The following is a 16,977-nucleotide window of genomic DNA, read 5'->3' as shown; positions in this document are numbered from 1 at the left end:
GGCCGACCGGGCATCGCCTCCCGTCTCCCCGCACTCGTCCTCCTGTGGCGTTGCCAGGTCCGGGGTGCGTGCCAGCAGGGCGGCGTTGGGGTTGGGTCTGCTTGAGCGGGATGCCAGCGGGGTGATCGTCGGGTTGGGCACCGCGGCGCGGTGCCGCCCTGCCGTCCCTCACCCTTGCGTTCGGCCGCGGGTTCTCGACCCTTGGAGACGTCCTGCGGTTCCTTCGCGACGCGGGCGAGGGCCGTCCCCTCTCCAGTTGCCTGAGGTGACGGCGTCGGCCGCCTCGGCGGGTAGCTCGCGGCACAGGTCGGCGGCCTTGCAGGCACGCCCGGCCTCGATCCGTCCCTCCTGCATCGCCGCGTAGAGGCGGGGGTGGCGGTGCTTCAGGCTCAGGGCGTCGGCGAGTTTGGAGGCGGCCACAATCGGTGGGCAGCGCAGCAACCCGGCCAGTTCCAAGCCGATGAACTCGGAGACCGCCGGGGTCCCGATGCCCCCGACCACGACCTTGCGCTCAGCCAGGACTTCAAGGACCTGGTCGTAGTCCACGTCGTAGTGTTCGGCGAGGTCACACAGGAGGGTGAGTGTCTGGGCTTCGGCGAAGCGGCGCAGCTCGTCGGCGGAGCGTAACTGCTCCGCGATCTCGTGTGCCTTGTCCTTCATGGGTTCCACGCTATGTCCGACCACTGACATTTTTGGCTCCCAGCAGGGGCGCCGGGCAGAAATTCTTTGAGAAGTTTTTCTGGTGGTTGCTGGGGGGGGCGGCGACGGTGTCGAGGCCTCGATGCGTCGGGTGAGTTGGCTTGCCAGCTAGCGTTTCTTAGGCTTCGAGGCCGCTGCGCGGCACCTCGGCCAACGGTGAATGCCCTCGCCGCCGATCGGCGGCTCCTCAGCCAGCGGGAAGGGCTCCAGCCCGCTTCGCGGCACCTCAGCCGTCGGGGAGGGCTCGAGCCCGCTTCGCGGCACCTCAGCCGTCGGGGAGGGCTCGAGCCCGCTGCGCGGCTCCTCAGCCAACGGGAAGGGTTCCAGTTCCTTCGCGGCACCTCAGCCAATGGTTGATCGCCACCTTCTCGGCCAGAGGATCGTGACGGTCACTGCGAGTTGGGGTGGCAGGACCAGGTGCCTGATGGCATCGTCGGTGGGTGTCAGAACGGTAACGATTCGGCCGTTGTCGTTGACACCCGAGCGGCGGGGGTTGGAGCATGGCGGCACCTTGAACGATCAACGGAGGCCCAATGAAGAAGCCGACGCTCGCCAGCCTGGCCGCGGAGCTGAGGGTCTCACGCCAGACCATCTCGAACGTCATCAACTTCCCTGACAGAGTCAGGGCCGAGACCAGGGCCCGGGTCCAGGCCGCGATCGACAACTCCGGCTATCGGCCCTCCGCCGCGGCGCGAGCGCTTCGCAACCAGCGCGCCATGGCGGTGGGCATCCGGCTCAGCCCGCCTCGCAACGGCATCTCCGGCGCCTTCATGGACGACTTCCTGCGCGAGCTCGTCACGGTCGCGGACGAGCGCGGATACCGCGTCGTCGTGTTTCCGGCCGATTCGCGGGACGAGGAGGTGGAGCGGCTTGTGGAGTTGCGCGCCACCCTCGCGATCGACGGGGGGATCCTCACCGACACCTGGACCGGCGACGATCGCCCCGCCTGCCTGGCCGAAGCGGGTGTGGCCTTCGTGGCGTTCGGGCGGCCGTGGGGCGCAGAGGACCACGGCCAGTGGGTGGACGTCGATGGTCGCGCCGGGGCTTGTGAGGCCGTGCGCTTCCTGCAGGCCCGCGGGCACGAGCAGATCGGGTTCATCGGCTGGTCCGACGGTTCACCCGTGGGGGCCGATCGCCGCGCGGGCTGGCAGGCTGCCATGGCGCTGGGTGACGACGACGCCCGTCGGCTCACCGTCGAGGGCGAGGATTCGGTGGACGCGGGCGGCGCGGGCATGGCCGAGCTGCTGACCCGCGGCGCGACGGCCGCCGTCTGCGCCTCAGACGCGCTGGCGCTGGGGGCCTTCCTCGCGAACCAGGGCGTGACTCGGACGCATGTGGTGGGCTTCGACGACAGCCCGGTGGCGCGGGCCATCGGAATCCCCAGCCTCAGGCAGCCGGTGGACGAACTGGCCCGGCTGGTCTTCGAGAAGGCCTTGGTGCAGATGACAGGAGTCGACGAGGAGGCGGGCGGCGTGTTGGTCAAGCCGGTCCTGGAGGCCCGCGGGAACTGAGCCGAGGGTTGCGTCAATCCATGTCAGGGACGGCGTCCCTGGCGTCGGTGTAGTCCTCCCCACACAACTCCAAGAGGTCCACCAGCATCGAGCGGACCTGGGCCAGCACCACGGTGGAGGAGAGCTTCGGCAGGATCGGCACGTGGGCCGACCGCTCGGCCAGCGCGCGCAGCGCGTCCAGCTTGGCTGTGGGGAGCCTGCGGGCGAACAGCTCTGCCGCGCACTCGTCGATCACCTGCGCGAACTCGGCCAAGAGCTCCAGGTATTCCTCCGGCACGGTCTCACCCCGGTGCGCGGCCACCGCACACCGGCGCGCCAGCACCCGCAGGTTGCGGATGAACCGGTCCAGCGGGACGACGAGGTCCGCCACCTGCAGCGCGGCGTCACGATGCCGCCGAAGGAAGGGTGAGGTGCGGACCACGGCCATGCCCTCCGACGACGCGGCAAGCAGCGCGGACAGCTCACCCTCCGTGGCGCGTGCCCGGGTCAGAAGCTGCTCCGCCGCGTCGACGTCGTGCCTCTGCAGGGCGCCCACCATCGCGCGCACCGTGATGGCCGCCTCGTGGAGCACCTTGGCCGCGATCATCCTCGGACGATCGATCGGTGAGGTGGGCGCCACCGTGGCGAACAGGAGCGCCACGGCGCATCCCACCAGAGCGTCCTGCCACCGGGAGATGCCGGCGTCGACGCCGGGGAGCACCGTGAGGACCGCCGCCGCCTGGACCGCCGACTGCGTCACCATCAGGGTGCGCGCCCCCAGCCAGGTGGTGATGGACATCGCTACGGCTACCACCAGGATGATCTGCCAGACGCCGGTGCCGAAGTAGTGCACGAACACGTCGCCCACGAACACCCCGATGGTGACCCCAACGGCCACCTCGACCACGCGGCCCAGACGCTGGCCGAAGGAGAAACCCAGACAGATGATGGCGGCCACCGTGGCGAGGAACGGTTCCTCATGGCCCAGAAGACGCCGGGCGATCCACCACGATGCTCCGGCCGCCAGCGAGATCTGCAGGATCATGAACAGCCGCGACCGCCACCGTCCCACGCGCCGCTGCTGAGAGCGCCACCCCCGCCTGGCGGTGCGCTCCGACACGTCGAAGGCCCTGATCGAGGCCCGTTGCAGCGCGCGCCCCGTGTCATGCCACGAGAACCCGTGCCCCTGCTCCTCCGCCATGGCGCCTATCCTGCCGTCTCGGCCATGTTTGCGCCCGTGGAGAGCGTCGCGGGTGTGAGAGGTGCCCGGTGGGTAGACTGAACCAGCCGTTGACCGTTGCCGGAAGGGAACCCAAGAAATGCGCCGAGCCCGCACCCTGGGGATCGTCATGGTCCTTCTGCTGTCGACGGCACTGGGGGCCTGCACCCGCCCGCCCATCGAGGAAGAGGAGGAGGCGCGCACCCTCACCATCGGGGCCACCGGTGAGCCCGCCGGTCTGGACATGATCACCGTCTCGGGCGCGGGCACGCCCTTCGTGCTCCTCTACAACGTCTACGAGACCCTGGTGAAGCTCGACGGCGAGGGAACGATCCGGCCGCTGCTCGCCTCAGAGTGGCTCACCTCCGAGGACAACACGGTCTACACCTTCACCATCGACTCGGGCGCCCGCTTCGCCTCCGGCACGGACGTCACCGCTGAGGCGGTCGTCGAGAGCTTCGAACGAAACCGGGGCGCCGCGGCCACCGACCAGATCAAGGGCAAGTGGGCCGCAGTGGACACCATCGAAGCCCTCGACGAGGACACCGTCGAGGTCACGCTCAACCAGCCGTCGAACCAGTGGCTCTACGAGATGACCGGCCCGGCCGGGATCGTCACGGACCCCACCGGCGCCGCCAACCTGGACACCACCCCCGCCGGCTCCGGCCCGTTCCAGTTCGTGGCGTGGGAGGAGGGATCCTCTGTGGAGCTCAAGGCCAACCCCAGCTACTGGGCCACACCCAGCAGGTTCGGATCGGTCATCTTCCGCTACTACGCAGACCCCAATGCCATGAACACCGCGATGCTCGCCGGGCAGCTGGACATCATCTCCAACCTGACGGTGCCCCAGGCCATCGGCCAGTTCGACGACGAGGAGCGCTTCACCGTCCACGAGGGCACCACCGACGGCGAGGTGGTGCTCGGGTTCAACCACCGCACCCCCGCGCTGCAGGACCTCAAGGTGCGCCAGGCCATCAACCACGCCATCGACCGTGAGGCCCTCATCGACGCCGCATGGGGCGGCAAGGGCACCCTGATCGGCTCCATGGTGCCGCCCACGGACCCCTGGTTCGAGGACCTGTCCGACACCTACCCCTTCGACCAGGCCAAGGCGCGCGAGCTCCTCGCAGAGGCGGGCTACGCCACCGGCCTCACCCTGCGGCTGCGGGTGCCGAACCTTCCCTACGGGCCCCCGGCCGGCCGCTACATCGCGGCCAAGCTGCAGGAGGTGGGGATCACCGTCGAGCTCGACGAGCTGGAGTTCCCCGCCCGCTGGCTGGATCTGGTCTACACCGCGCACGACTACGACATGACCATCGTGGCCCATGTCGAACCCCGCGACATCGGCGCCTTCGCCAACCCCGAGTACTACTGGGGCTACGACAACCCTGAGTTCCAGGAACTCGTCACCGAGGCGGACGCCGGCACACCCGAGGAGCAGGTGGCCAAGCTCAGGCAGGCCGCCCGGATTCTCGCCGACGACGCGGCGGCAAGCTGGCTGTTCCTGCTGCCGAACCTCATCATCACCACCCCCGAGATCTCCGGCATCCAGGCCAACCAGATCAGCCTCGCCTTCGATCTCACCACGATTGCCGCCAGGAGCTAGCCCATGGCCCTTCGCCGGGCGGCCACGCGGGTGGCGTGGCTGCTCGCGAGCCTCCTGCTCGCCTCCCTGCTGATCTTCGCCGCCACCAACGCGCTGCCCGGCGACATCGCCCAGGTGATCCTCGGCACCAACGCCTCACCCGGCGAGGCGGAGCGGCTGCGGGCCGAGTTGGGCCTCGACCGCCCCTTCCTCACCAGGTATCTCGAGTGGCTCTGGGGGGCGGTGCGGTTCGACTTCGGGGTGTCCTACTTCAGCCGCCGACCCATTGCACCGCTGATCGCGTCGCGACTGGAGGTGTCGGCGTGGCTGATCCTCTTCGGCATGCTGGCGGCCATCCTCATCGCGCTCCCCGTGGGCGCCTATGCCGCCGTCCGTCGCCGCCACGCCGACGGGGTGGTGGTCTCGGCCCTCTCCCAGGTGGGTCTCGCGGTGCCCGCCTTCTGGGCCGGTATCTGGCTCGTGGTCCTCTTCGCGGTACAACTCCGCTGGCTCCCGGCCGGCGGATACGTCTCCTACTGGGATTCGGTGGGGGAGTGGATCCGGCACCTGATCCTGCCCGTCACATCCCTGGCCATCGTGCAGGCCAGCGTCATCTCCCGCTACGTCCGCAGCTCGGTCCTGGAGGTGATCCATGAGGACTACTTCCGCACGGCCCGCGCCGTCGGGTGGTCATACACCGGAGCGCTGTGGCGCCACGGGCTGCGCAACGCGGCCATCTCGCTACTGACCGTCATCGGGCTGCAACTCGCGACACTCCTGGTGGGAGCGATCATCATCGAGCAGGTGTTCGCGCTGCCCGGGCTTGGATCCTCCCTCCTGCTGGCGGTCTCGCAGCGCGACCTCGGCGTGGTTCAGGCAATCGTCCTGCTGCTGGTCTGGGCGGTACTGGTGATCAACTTCCTCGTCGACATCGCCTACCAGATCATCGACCCGCGGCTGCGGCGAAGCGGTGACGCCCGATGAAGCGCGGCACGCTCTACCTGGGGGCCATGCTCATCGGGATCGTGGTCGTGATGGCCGCCGTCGGTCTGGTCTGGACCCCGTTCCCACCCGACGCGGTGGTGTCCACGGGGCTGCAGCCCCCCGGCTGGCCGTACCTGCTGGGCACCGACGGCCTGGGTGGGGACATCTTCTCCCGGCTCCTCAGCGGCGCCAAGATATGCCTGCTCGTCGGCATCGTCTCTGTGGCGGTGGCGGCCGGGATCGGCGTGCCGTTGGGCATCGTCTCCGGCATGGTCCGCGGCTGGCAGGGAGAGATCCCCGCGCGCCTCGCCGACATCCTGTACGGGTTCCCCGCACTGCTGCTGGCCATCCTCTTCGCCGCGGCGCTGGGGGGCTCCACCTGGACCGCGATGATGGCCATCGCGCTCGCCTCCGTCCCCGCATTCGTGCGCATCGCGCGGGCGGCCACGCTGCAGGTGATGAGCCAGGGCTACGTGGAGGCGGCCAGGCTCAGCGGCACCCCGCACCTCGCCGTCGCGTGGCGGCACGTGCTGCCCAACATCGCCCCCATCGTCGGCGTGCAGGTCTCGGTGAGCATCGGCATCGCGATCCTCGCCGAGGCGGGCCTGTCCTACCTCGGCCTCGGCTCAGGTCCCGAGGCCCCCACCTGGGGGCGGATGCTGCGGGAGGCGCAGGGCTACATCTTCAACGCCCCACTGCTGGCGCTGTGGCCAGGGCTGGCCATCGCGGTGGCCACCATGGGGTTCAACCTGCTTGGAGACGGGCTGCGGGACCTGCTGGACCCGAGGCTGAGGGAGATCCGATGAGCTACCTCGAGGTCACAGACCTCCGCGTCGAATTCGGCGGAAGCCGGCAGCCGGCGCTGCGTGGGATCAGCTTCGCCGTCGACGAGCGTGAGCGGCTGGGCATCATCGGCCAGTCGGGTTCCGGGAAGTCCGTGACGGCGCTCGCCATCATGGGCCTGCTGCCAGCCCACGCCCGGATCACCGGCAGCATCAAGCTCGACGGGCGCGAGCTCGTGGGCCTCCCCGAGCGCGAGCTCCAGAAGCTGCGCGGCGACGAGATCTCCATGATCTTCCAGGAACCGATGACGGCGCTGGACCCCACCATGAAGGTGGGTCGTCAGGTGGGAGAGGTGGTGGCGCTGCACCACGGCGAACGGCGCGGCGCCATCCACGACGAGGTGCTCACCTGGCTGGGCCGCGTCGGCATCACCGAGCCCGACCGCATCGCCGACTCCTATCCTCACGAGCTCTCCGGAGGGCAGCGGCAACGGGCGCTGATCGCGATGGCGCTGGCCAACCAGCCCGGCCTGGTGCTCTGCGACGAGCCCACCACAGCCCTCGACGTGCTGGTGCAGCGCCAGATCCTGCTCCTCCTCGCCGAGCAGCTCGCGGACCGGGCCGCAGTGTTCGTCTCGCACGACCTGGCTGTGGTGCGGCAGGTGTGCCAACGGGTGGCGGTAATGCTGCAGGGCGAGATCGTGGAGCAGGGCACCATCGACGAGGTCATCGCCCAGCCCCGTCACCCCTACACGCAGGGGCTCATCGCGTCGGCGAGGATAGACCGGGTGCAGCCGGGGCAGCCGCTGCCCAGCGTCGAGGACTACTACCCTGGAGTCACCTCATGAGCCTGGTGGAGCTGCGTGACGCCGAGGTCACCTACCGCAGGGCGGGCAGGCCGTTCGTCGCGCTCCACGGCATCGACCTCGAGGTCGGTCGGGGGGAGCGCATCGGCATCGTCGGCGGCTCCGGATCGGGCAAGACGACAATGGCGCGCCTGATGCTGGGGTTGCAGCCGCCGTCGCACGGCGACGTTCTGTTCGACGGCCGATCCATCGTCGGGTTGAAGGAGAGGGACCGTGGCTTCCTGCGGTCGGCGGCGTCGATGGTGTTCCAGGACCCGAACTCCTCCCTGAACCCGAGGATGCGCCTGGGCGACATCGTGGCCGAACCGCTGCGGTCTCCCGTCCTCCGCGGTCGCGGCGACGTGCCGGAGCCCACCCGGGACGTCGTCGCTGGGGCGCTGCTCGGCGTGGGGCTGACGGAGGAGATGATGGACCGTTTCCCACACCAGCTCTCCGGCGGGCAGCGGCAGCGGGTGGCCATCGCGCGGGCATTGATCAGCGACCCGTCACTCCTGGTGGCCGACGAGCCGGTCTCGGCGCTCGACGTCTCGGTCCGGGCGCAGGTGCTGAACCTGCTCACCGCGGAGGTCCAGGAGCGCTCGCTCACTTTGGTGCTCGTCTCCCACGATCTGTCGATCGTGCGGCACCTGTGCGAGCGGGTGGTGGTGGTCAACGCTGGACGGATCGTCGAGCAGGGCACCGTCGCCGATGTGCTGGGCGCGCCCAGGCACCCCTACACCGCGGCCCTGGTGGACGCCACCCTGACCCTCTGACTTCAGGGAACCACTGATCAATCATGTCCTGGCTGCGGCGCACCGGATCGGGCGATCTGGCGCCCCTCCACCTGGATATGGACGTCAAGTACACGCACCAGCCGGAGTGGTGCCACCTCATCCCGCCCGGCACGTCCTCGCCGAGAACAGCATTGACCAGTGCTTCCCTACGCCGCGAGCGGACGGGTTCGGGGCACCGGGGCGCGCGGGCCTAGAATGCCCAGCGTGAAGGCACTGCTACTTGAGAACATCCACGCCGACGCCGTCAAGGCTCTCCAGGCCAAGGGCTACGAGGTCGACTCCCGGCCCGGGGCGCTGGCCGAGCGGGACCTGATGGCCGCCCTCAAGGGGGTGGACTACCTCGGCATCCGATCGCGCACCTACGTCACGCGCGCCGCCCTCGAGTCGGCGCCGCAGCTCAGCGCCATCGGCGCCTTCTGCATCGGCACCAACCAGATCGACCTGGAGGCGGCCACGGACCATGGTGTCGCGGTGTTCAACGCGCCCTACTCCAACACGCGCTCCGTCGTGGAGCTGGCCATCGCCGAGATCATCTCCATGGCCCGCCGGCTCACGGACCGCAACCGCGATATGCACGCAGGGATCTGGGACAAGTCCGCAGTCGGCTCGCACGAGGTGCGCGGCCGTACCCTCGGCATCATCGGGTACGGCAACATCGGCTCCCAGCTGTCTGTGGTGGCGGAGTCGCTGGGGATGCGCGTGATCTTCTACGACCTGGTGGACCGTCTGGCGCTCGGCAATGCGCGCCGCGTCGATACCCTCGAGGAGCTGCTCGGAGAGGCGGAGACGGTGTCTCTGCACGTGGACGGTCGCCCGGAGAACAAGGACATGTTCGGCGCCGAGCAGTTCGCCGCCATGCGGCCACGGTCGCTCTTCCTCAACCTGTGTCGCGGGGCCGTGGTGGACCTTGACGCGCTCTACGACAACCTCGTCTCCGGCCACGTCGCCGGCGCCGCGATCGACGTGTTCCCCTCGGAGCCGAAGGCCAAGGACGAGCCGTTCGTCTCCAAGCTGCAGGGACTCAGCAACGTGATCCTCACCCCTCACGTGGGAGGCTCGACGCAGGAGGCCCAGGTGGATATCGGACGCTTCGTCGCAGGCAAGCTCAACGACTACGAGACCCTCGGATCGACGTCGATGAGCGTCAACCTCCCCGAGGTGCCGGCCGGCCCCACGTCGACGGCGCGCGTGGTGCACCTGCACCACAACGTGCCCGGCGTCCTGGCGCGGCTGAACCAGCTGTTCGCCACGCACAACATGAACATCGGCTCCCAGACGCTGGCCACCCGCGGCCAGTTGGGCTACGTGGTCACCGACGTGCAGGGCGAGAAGTACGACGGGCTGCTGGCGGACCTTGAGGCGCTCGACGAGACGGTGCGCGTCCGCGTCCTCTGACGCCTCTGGGTCGCTTGTCAGGTTGCGATTCGACCCTTCGAGACGGCCGACGGTCGCTTCGCGACGTAGGCCTCCTCAGGGATCGGTGGACTGAGCTGCGGGGCTCGTGCCTTCGTTCCCGAGGAGAGCCGCCCGCGGAGCGGCGGGGCTCGTCTCGAAGGGTTGTGACGCGACCGTCCAGCGGAGCGCATGGGTTATCCACAGCCACCCGTTGACCCCTTGAAGACTCGCGGGGCCGCTGGTCTGATGGCTACATGGCATGGACATACATCCTCGAGTGCGCCGACGGGTTCTTCTACGTCGGGTCGACGCGCAACATCGAACAGCGCGCCTGGGAGCACGGCTTCGGCGGGTCCCGATTCACATCGAAGCGGCTACCGGTGAAGATGGTGTGGGCGCAGGAGTTCGAGAACATCGGTGAGGCCTATGACATGGAACGTAGGCTCCACGGCTGGAGTCGAGCGAAGAAGCAGGCGCTGATCGACGGGCGATTCGAGGATCTGCCGCGGCTGGCGCGTCGAGGAGGTCCGGCCGACAGTGGCCCCGCCGGAACAACTGCGAGCTGACATTTCTCACGGGGCTCGTGCCTTTCGTTCCCTGAGGAGAGCCGTCCGTGTCAAGGGCCACTGGTTTCTGCCCGGAGGCGGACATGAAACCTGCCCGGTGACGGTCACGAGATGTGCCCGGTGGTGGCCATGGGATCTGCCCCTGGGGGGTTGTTGGCCATCCACCTCGGTCGAGGCTGGGTTAGTGCAAGGGGGTCACCCCCCGGCCGGCGAGGGCTTGGGTGAGTCGGACGCTGTCGCCGCTGGTTTGGCAGACGTGGGCGTGGTGGAGGAGCCGGTCGACGGTGGCGGTGGCCAGGGTTTTGGGCATGAGTTCGTCGAAGCCGGCGGGGTGCAGGTTGGAGCTGATCGCGACGGAGCGTTTCTCGTAGGCGGCGTCGACCAAGCGGTAGAGGCCCTCGGCGGCGTCGTGGGACACGGGTAGCAGGCCGATGTCGTCGACGACGACCAGGTCGGCGCGCAGGATCCGGGCGATGGCTTTCGACACGGTGTCGTCGGCGCGGTGCCGGCGTAGCAGCAGGCCGAGGTCTTCGAGGGTGAACCAGGCGACGCGGAGTCCTTGTTCGACAGCCAGGTGGCCGAGTGCTTCGAGGAAGAACGTCTTCCCGGTGCCGGAGGGGCCGCAGACGACGAGGTTCTCCCGCCGGCCGACCCATTCCAGGGTCCGCAGTGCTTGTTGGGTGGGGGCCGGGATCGAGGATGCTGTGTCCTGCCAGGCGTCGAAGGTTTTGCCGGTGGGGAACCCGGCGGCGGTCCGGCGGGTGGCCAGCGCGGAGCGTTCCCTTCCGGTGACCTCCTCGACGAGGAGGGCTTTGACGACTTCGGCGGGGTCCCAGCGTTGCGCTCGGGCGGTGGCGAGGATGTCAGGTGCTGCGGTGCGCATGTAGGGCAACCGCATCCGGCGCAGCAACGCTTCCAGGTCGGCCGGTAGCGGCGGGGCGACCGGAACCCCAGCCACCGGGGCGCTCTGGCCGGTCATGAGGCGATCTCCTCGGGGTTGGTGGTGCCGTAGGTGGCCCAGCCGCGGGTGCCTTGGGTCAGGGACTGGTCCTCGCTGGCCTGCAGCTGTGTCGGGTTCGGTCTGCTGCGGTGGTGGTCGAGGATGGAGGCGAGGTCGGCCTCGGCGAAGCGGCCGTGGACGGCGGCATGTCCCAATGCCCAGTCGACGTCGGCGGGGTTGAACAGGCGTGCCAGCTGGACCGCGGCGGCCATCTTGACTCGCATCTTCCCGGTGCCCGCGGCGGCGGCCTCGACCAGCCAGATCCGCGCCCCTTCACCCAGGGCGAGGAACTCGCTGTCAGCCACCGACTTGGGTGTGGGGGTCCGTTCCAGGGCGCCGGCTGGTGCGGGCGGGAAGTGCGTGTCGTCGAGCATCGGCGTGCCGGGGGTCGCGCGTCGGTGGCGGGCGACCTCGACCGGGCCCGCGGCGTCGAGGTGGGTGATCACGATCTGCTCATCCGCGCCGCGGCCGTGGACGCGGACCCAGACCGTGGCCCCGCAGAGCCGGTGAGGGACGGAGTACTGGCCGTGTTCGAAGTTCACCATCGGCGTGTTGTCCGGCACCACCCTCGTGGTCCCGAACGCGACCGTGAACGGCGCCGCCGCGACAGGATGCAACCGTGGGCGTTCCTCGGCCAGCATCTCGACCGGGGCCCGTCGGGTGACCCGATGCGGGCGGGCGTTGACCATCTCACCAAACGCTTCGCAGGCGGCTTCGAGGTCGGCGAACGTGTCGTAGGCGTCGCGCAGGTTCGCGTCGGTGGGCACCAGGTCGGCCTTCGCGAGCTTCACCGATGATTCGGTGCCACCCTTCGACGCGGGATCGGCCGGCCGACACGTATGAACGGTCACCGCGTAATGGGAAGCGAAGGCGACCAGCTGCTGATTCCGGACCGGGATCCCGGCGATGTGCTCGCTGGTGACGGTCTTCTCGTTGTCGGTCAACACATACGTCGGGACGCCCCCGATCCGGCGGAACGTGACATCCAAGGCGGCGAACACCGAGGGCAGGGTCTTGTCCCGCAGCGGCAGCACCACCCGGAATCTCGACCACGCGACCCAGGCGACGAACAGGACCGTCTTGACCCCGTCGATCAACGGCCCGTCGCCGTAGTCGTACTGCAACCACATCCCCGGCTCGGTCACCCACGGCCGATGGACCCTGCGGTTCCCGACCCGGAACGCGGTCTTCGCGGCCGCGACCGCGCGGCGGGTGGTGCGCTCCGAGCCGGTGTAGCCCAGCCACTCCAGCTTCTGGTGGACCCTGTCGGCGCGGACCTTCCCCTTCGACCGCTCGACCCACTCCTCGACCTTGTCCAGGTAGTCGTCGATCAACTGAGGCCGGCGGGCCGTCCCCGACGGCGGGCCACCCAGCTTGTCGCGGGCCTCCACATAGCGTTTCACCGTGTGATGAGAACACCCCACCAACTCGGCAGAATCACGCAACGACCCAGTCAGATCGTAAGCATCCAAGATTTCCATGATTTCCTCGGCAGACTTCAAGATGTCCCTTCCCCGGGTGACGAACAGTGCTTCAGCACCACTCATCGCACTCGAGGAAGGGACGCCGACCGCGGACGCGGCCAGGCAACGGATGTCGTGTCGGGCAGATCCCATGGCCACCACCGGGCAGATTTCATGACCGCCAGCGGGCAACTACATGACCGTCACTGGGCATTTTTCCGTGTCCGCCGACACGTCCGCGGAGCGGCGGGGCTCGTGCCTTTCGTTCCCTGAGGAGAGCCGTCCGCGGAGCGGCGGGGCTCGTCTCGAAGGGTTGTATCTGGCCCTTGGGTGGGGTCGCTTGTCAGGTTGCGATTCCACCCTTCGAGACGGCCGACGGTCGCTTCGCGACGTGGGCCTCCTCAGGGAGCGAGGGGGAGGGGCCGAGGGGTCGCTTCGCGACGTGGGCCCTCAGGAGTCGGTGGACTAAGCGACGGGAGCGCGCAGGAACTCCATGGCGGCGTGGTGGAGCAGACCGTTGGTGGCCAGAGCCCCCGGGCCGCCCACGCCGTCGACGCCGTCGAGGTTGCTGAACCGGCCGCCCGCCTCGCGGACGATGACCTCGAGCGCAGCCATGTCGTACAACTCCAGGTCCGGCTCGCACGCCACGTCCACGGAGCCTTCGGCCACCAGCATGTAGCTCCAGAAGTCTCCGTAGGCCCGCGTCCGCCACGAGCTGCGCATCAGGTCGATGAAGCCCTGGCCGCGGCCGGTGTCCACCCATTCAGCGATGTCCGAGTAGGACAGCGACGCGTCACCGATGGTTTCGACGCGGCTCACCCGAAGCTCGGTTGAGCTGAGCAGGGAGCGTCCCGTGTAGGCGCCGCCGCCGGTGCTCGCCCACCACCGCCTGTTCAGCGCGGGGGCCGACACCACGGAGGCGGCGATCTCACCATCCACCTCCAGGGCGATCAGCGTGGCCCAGACCGGCACGCCCCTCAGATAGTTCTTGGTGCCGTCGATGGGGTCGATGATCCAGCGCCGCGACGACTTTCCGGTGTCGCTGAACTCCTCGCCGTGGACCGCATCGCGGGGGCGGGTGCGGGCAAGGGTGCGGCGGATGGACTCCTCGACGGCGGTGTCGGCCTCCGTCACCGGGGTGTTGTCCGGCTTGCTGGTGAACCTCAGATCCTGAGCCTTGAACTTGCTCATCGACAGCGAATCCGCGTCGTCTGCCATGAGGTGCGCCAGGCGCAGATCGTCCGTGAGGTCCTTCGAGACAGCCATGCGCCAAACCTAGCGCGTCGGGCGCTTGATTCAGGTGAACGCCCGGCCCATCCTGCGGAACGAGGCGAGCCGCTCGGGGGCCAGCGTCCCCGCCGCGACCGCGTCGTCGAGGGCGCACTCGATCACGCCGGTGAGGTGGCTGCAGCCACGGGGGCAGTCCTCGGCGAACTCCGCCAGGTCCGGGAAGGCGCCCAGGATCGAGGTGGTCTGCACGTGGCTGATCCCGAACGAGCGCACCCCGGGGGTGTCGATGATCCAGCCGCCGCCTGGAAGCTCCATCGCGATGGCCGACGTGGAGGTGTGCCGACCCTTGCCGGTCAGCTCGCTCACCTCCGCTGTTGCCCGCCCCGCCCCGGGGATCAGGCGGTTGACCAGCGTGGACTTGCCCACCCCGGAGTGACCGACGAACACCGTCACCCGGTCCTTGAGCGCCTCCCTCACGGCGCTCAGGTCTGCCTCCGGGTCGGTCACCAGGATGGGGACCCCCAACGGCTCGTAGGCGTGCCGCAGCTCGACGGGGCTGGCCAGGTCCGCTTTGGTGAGGCACAGCACAGGCGCGATGCGGGCGTCGAAGGCCGCCACCAGGATCCGGTCGATCATGCCCATCCGTGGGGGAGGGTCCGCGAGGGCCGTCACGATGAACAGTTGATCCGCGTTGGCGACGATGGGCCGTTCGAAGGTGTCGGCGTCGTCTGCCGAGCGGCGAAGTACCGTGGTGCGCTCCAGCACCTCCACGATGCGCGACAGCGTGCCCTCCTCGCCGGTGGAGTCCCCGTCCAGCCGGACGTTGTCTCCGACGAGCACGCCGCCCTTGCGGTCGATCAGCCGTCCACGCACCGCCGTGACGTCGTTGCCGTTGAGGGTGCAGCGGTAGCGGCCGCGGTCCACGGAGATGACGCGGGCCACGGGGAGCTCCGAGTAGTCAGGCCGTTCCTTGGTACGGGGCCTCGAGCGACGGCGGGGCCGGTCGAAGCCGCTGTGGTCGTCCTCCCGCAGGGACTTCACCGCTGCCTCACGCGTGGACCAGCCCGTTCCAGTCCCGCGCGAAGTGCGGCATCGTCTTGGAGACGCACTCGATGTCCGTGACCTCGATCCCGCGCACCGTGAGGGCCAGGAGCGCGGCGAAGTGCGCCATCCTATGGTCGGCGTAGGTGTGCAGCACGGCCGGCCGAAGCTCACCGCCGCCGACGATCCTGAGCCCGTCCTCGGTCTCCTCAGCCTGGGCGCCCAACCGGCGCAGCTCGGTGACCAGGGCCGCGAGCCGGTCCGTCTCGTGCCCACGGATGTGGGCGACCCCGCGGATGGTGGTGGTGCCCTCGGCGAGCGCCCCCAGCGCCGCCACCACGGGGGTGAGCTCGGAGGCGGTGGTGAGGTCCACGTCGATGCCCGTGAGCCGACCCGTCCCGGCGACCGTCGCGGTGCCCGCGGAGCGTTCGACCGTCGCACCCATCGCCGTGATCACGTCGAGGAACACGGCACCCGGCTGCAGGCTGCGCCTCGGCCAGCCGGGGACGGTGACCCTTCCTCCGGTGACCGCAGCGGCCGCGAGGAACACCGCGGCATTGGTGAGATCCGGCTCGATGGTGCGACTGCGGGCCGCGATCCTGCCGGGGAACACCTGCCAGGTCCGGTCGTCCTGCTCCACGACCTGCACCCCGACGTCGCGCAGCATGCTGGCCGTCATCTCGATGTGCGGCCGCGACGGCAACCGGTCTCCCGTGTGTCTCAGCGTCAGGCCGCGGGGAAGCCGGGCGCCGACGAGCAGCAGACCGGAGATGAACTGGCTGGAACCTGAGGCGTCGATGTTGGCCGTCGAACGCGGCTCAACGGGGGGGCTGAGGGTGAAGGGAAGGGCATCGCCGGAGATCACCGCGCCCAACTGCCGCAGCCCGTCCAGGAGCGGGCCCATGGGGCGCTGGCTGGCGTGCGGGTCACCGACGAAGGATGACGGGCCCTCTGCCAGCAGGGCCAACGGCGGCACGAATCTCATCACAGTGCCGGCGAGCCCGCAGTCGATGATCGCTGCGCCCTTGAACCGCTGAGGAGGTGAGACGACCAACGTCTCCCCACGGTCCTCGACGCGCACGCCCAGCGCCCGGAGCGCCCCGATCATCAGCGCGGAGTCCCGCGACTCCAACGCGCCGGTGAGGGTGCTGGGCCCGTCCGCGAGGGCGGCCAGCACGAGGGCCCGGTTGGTCTCCGACTTCGAGCCGGGCACGAGCACCTCCCCCTCGACGGGGGTCAGGGCACGGGGGAGCGGGTACGTCATCAGCTGACGGTGGCCTCGATCTTCTTGCTGAACGCCTTGGCCGACCTGCGGGCCCGCTTCGCGAGCTGCTTCGCCCGCTTCTCTGCGCGATCGGCGGCCTTCTGGGCGGACCGGCTCACGTCACCGCCGAGGGCGGCGGCTTTCTTCTCGGTGACCTTCGCGGCGTGATCAGCCCGCCACGACAGGCTGGGCTTGCCCTCGGTGTCCTGTGCGGCGAGCACAGCGGCGCCCAGGAGTGCAGCGTTGCGCAGCACCTCCGGCCGGGCGGCGTCCTTGGCCACCTTCGTGGCGTCCTTGTCCGGCAGGGCGATGGCGAGATTGAGCACCGATGCCTTGGCCAGAAGCAGCGCCCCCAGACGGCGACCGATCCCAGTGGCGTACATCGCGCCGCCGGCGATCTGAGCCACGCCCGCGAGGCGCACCCACGTCTCAGCCTTCTCGGGCACGTACGAGGCGACGTCTGCCGGCACCACACGCTGGAGGAGCGGCGAGACGGCGGAGGTGAAGCGTTCGGCGTCCGGCGCGAGCTCAGCGGGCCTGGTGACAGCCTTCACCCCCTCGGCGATGAAGTAGCTGGCGAACAGACTCCGGGCAACAAATCGCAGCAGACTCATGCGGCC

Annotated in this window: 16 protein-coding genes; 8 read left to right on the top strand and 8 right to left on the bottom strand. The window is 69.4% G+C overall.

The window, feature by feature from the left end:
- Nucleotides 1–168 precede the first annotated feature (168 nt).
- Nucleotides 169–660: a hypothetical protein gene (locus tag ACX1D1_RS10650; protein ID WP_459054537.1), complete on the bottom strand. Its 492-nt coding sequence runs from the start codon at nt 658–660 to the stop codon at nt 169–171.
- Nucleotides 661–1,232: 572 nt separating this feature from the next.
- Here ACX1D1_RS10650 and ACX1D1_RS10645 point away from each other — a divergent pair.
- Nucleotides 1,233–2,210 carry a LacI family DNA-binding transcriptional regulator gene (locus tag ACX1D1_RS10645; RefSeq protein ID WP_182784182.1) on the top strand — a complete coding sequence of 326 codons (978 nt, stop codon included), beginning with the start codon at nt 1,233–1,235 and terminating at the stop codon, nt 2,208–2,210.
- Nucleotides 2,211–2,223: 13 nt separating this feature from the next.
- Here ACX1D1_RS10645 and ACX1D1_RS10640 read toward each other — a convergent pair whose 3' ends face one another.
- Nucleotides 2,224–3,390, bottom strand: a complete 1,167-nt coding sequence (locus ACX1D1_RS10640) for an FUSC family protein (RefSeq protein WP_182784180.1) — start codon at nt 3,388–3,390, stop codon at nt 2,224–2,226.
- A 118-nt stretch (nt 3,391–3,508) separates the two neighbouring features.
- Between ACX1D1_RS10640 and ACX1D1_RS10635 the strand changes: the two genes are divergently transcribed.
- From ACX1D1_RS10635 to ACX1D1_RS10605, 7 genes are all read left to right on the top strand, one after another.
- A complete protein-coding gene (locus ACX1D1_RS10635; RefSeq protein WP_459054536.1) occupies nt 3,509–5,014 on the top strand; it encodes an ABC transporter substrate-binding protein in 1,506 nt (501 codons plus the stop codon).
- Nucleotides 5,015–5,017: 3 nt separating this feature from the next.
- A complete protein-coding gene (locus ACX1D1_RS10630; protein ID WP_459054535.1) occupies nt 5,018–5,977 on the top strand; it encodes an ABC transporter permease in 960 nt (319 codons plus the stop codon).
- Entirely contained in the window at nt 5,974–6,783 is an 810-nt protein-coding gene (locus tag ACX1D1_RS10625; RefSeq protein ID WP_459054534.1) for an ABC transporter permease, read from the top strand. The genes ACX1D1_RS10630 and ACX1D1_RS10625 overlap by 4 nt, the downstream gene beginning before the upstream one ends.
- On the top strand, nt 6,780–7,607 hold the full coding sequence (locus ACX1D1_RS10620) for an ABC transporter ATP-binding protein (protein ID WP_182799826.1): 828 nt from the start codon (nt 6,780–6,782) through the stop codon (nt 7,605–7,607). Before ACX1D1_RS10625 ends, ACX1D1_RS10620 begins: the two co-directional genes overlap by 4 nt.
- The gene (locus tag ACX1D1_RS10615) at nt 7,604–8,377 is read left to right on the top strand and encodes an ABC transporter ATP-binding protein (protein ID WP_182784173.1); all 774 of its coding nucleotides are present in this window, start codon (nt 7,604–7,606) and stop codon (nt 8,375–8,377) included. The genes ACX1D1_RS10620 and ACX1D1_RS10615 overlap by 4 nt, the downstream gene beginning before the upstream one ends.
- 225 nt (nt 8,378–8,602) lie before the next feature.
- Complete coding sequence (gene serA, locus ACX1D1_RS10610; RefSeq protein WP_459054533.1) at nt 8,603–9,793, top strand: phosphoglycerate dehydrogenase; 1,191 nt, start codon at nt 8,603–8,605, stop codon at nt 9,791–9,793.
- 254 nt (nt 9,794–10,047) lie between these two features.
- On the top strand, nt 10,048–10,359 hold the full coding sequence (locus ACX1D1_RS10605) for a GIY-YIG nuclease family protein (RefSeq protein WP_182784169.1): 312 nt from the start codon (nt 10,048–10,050) through the stop codon (nt 10,357–10,359).
- A 181-nt stretch (nt 10,360–10,540) separates the two neighbouring features.
- Here the strand turns inward: ACX1D1_RS10605 and istB are convergent, their stop codons facing one another.
- From istB to ACX1D1_RS10575, 6 genes are all read right to left on the bottom strand, one after another.
- Nucleotides 10,541–11,338, bottom strand: a complete 798-nt coding sequence (gene istB / locus ACX1D1_RS10600; protein WP_291918600.1) for an IS21-like element helper ATPase IstB — start codon at nt 11,336–11,338, stop codon at nt 10,541–10,543.
- Nucleotides 11,335–12,861: an IS21 family transposase gene (gene istA / locus ACX1D1_RS10595; RefSeq protein ID WP_459054235.1), complete on the bottom strand. Its 1,527-nt coding sequence runs from the start codon at nt 12,859–12,861 to the stop codon at nt 11,335–11,337. Before istA ends, istB begins: the two co-directional genes overlap by 4 nt.
- 426 nt (nt 12,862–13,287) lie before the next feature.
- The gene (locus tag ACX1D1_RS10590) at nt 13,288–14,088 is read right to left on the bottom strand and encodes an inositol monophosphatase family protein (protein WP_182799829.1); all 801 of its coding nucleotides are present in this window, start codon (nt 14,086–14,088) and stop codon (nt 13,288–13,290) included.
- Nucleotides 14,089–14,118: 30 nt separating this feature from the next.
- Entirely contained in the window at nt 14,119–15,093 is a 975-nt protein-coding gene (gene rsgA / locus ACX1D1_RS10585) for a ribosome small subunit-dependent GTPase A (protein WP_182799830.1), read from the bottom strand.
- Between the two features lie 7 nt (nt 15,094–15,100).
- Complete coding sequence (gene aroA, locus ACX1D1_RS10580) at nt 15,101–16,357, bottom strand: 3-phosphoshikimate 1-carboxyvinyltransferase (RefSeq protein ID WP_459054532.1); 1,257 nt, start codon at nt 16,355–16,357, stop codon at nt 15,101–15,103.
- Nucleotides 16,357–16,971, bottom strand: a complete 615-nt coding sequence (locus ACX1D1_RS10575) for a DoxX family membrane protein (RefSeq protein WP_182799832.1) — start codon at nt 16,969–16,971, stop codon at nt 16,357–16,359. The genes aroA and ACX1D1_RS10575 overlap by 1 nt, the downstream gene beginning before the upstream one ends.
- Nucleotides 16,972–16,977: the final 6 nt, after the last annotated feature.

Source organism: Tessaracoccus luoxuelianae (assembly GCF_054483915.1).
This window is presented reverse-complemented; position numbering and strand designations above follow the sequence as displayed.

Bases quoted from the DNA above. Each gene is read 5' to 3' on its own strand.
- ACX1D1_RS10650 (WP_459054537.1), bottom strand. From the start codon at position 660: ATGAAGGACAAGGCACACGAGATCGCGGAGCAGTTACGCTCCGCCGAC.
- ACX1D1_RS10645 (WP_182784182.1), top strand. From the start codon at position 1,233: ATGAAGAAGCCGACGCTCGCCAGCCTGGCCGCGGAGCTGAGGGTCTCA.
- ACX1D1_RS10640 (WP_182784180.1), bottom strand. From the start codon at position 3,390: ATGGCGGAGGAGCAGGGGCACGGGTTCTCGTGGCATGACACGGGGCGC.
- ACX1D1_RS10635 (WP_459054536.1), top strand. From the start codon at position 3,509: ATGCGCCGAGCCCGCACCCTGGGGATCGTCATGGTCCTTCTGCTGTCG.
- ACX1D1_RS10630 (WP_459054535.1), top strand. From the start codon at position 5,018: ATGGCCCTTCGCCGGGCGGCCACGCGGGTGGCGTGGCTGCTCGCGAGC.
- ACX1D1_RS10625 (WP_459054534.1), top strand. From the start codon at position 5,974: ATGAAGCGCGGCACGCTCTACCTGGGGGCCATGCTCATCGGGATCGTG.
- ACX1D1_RS10620 (WP_182799826.1), top strand. From the start codon at position 6,780: ATGAGCTACCTCGAGGTCACAGACCTCCGCGTCGAATTCGGCGGAAGC.
- ACX1D1_RS10615 (WP_182784173.1), top strand. From the start codon at position 7,604: ATGAGCCTGGTGGAGCTGCGTGACGCCGAGGTCACCTACCGCAGGGCG.
- ACX1D1_RS10605 (WP_182784169.1), top strand. From the start codon at position 10,048: ATGGCATGGACATACATCCTCGAGTGCGCCGACGGGTTCTTCTACGTC.
- istB (WP_291918600.1), bottom strand. From the start codon at position 11,338: ATGACCGGCCAGAGCGCCCCGGTGGCTGGGGTTCCGGTCGCCCCGCCG.
- ACX1D1_RS10590 (WP_182799829.1), bottom strand. From the start codon at position 14,088: ATGGCTGTCTCGAAGGACCTCACGGACGATCTGCGCCTGGCGCACCTC.
- aroA (WP_459054532.1), bottom strand. From the start codon at position 16,357: ATGACGTACCCGCTCCCCCGTGCCCTGACCCCCGTCGAGGGGGAGGTG.
- ACX1D1_RS10575 (WP_182799832.1), bottom strand. From the start codon at position 16,971: ATGAGTCTGCTGCGATTTGTTGCCCGGAGTCTGTTCGCCAGCTACTTC.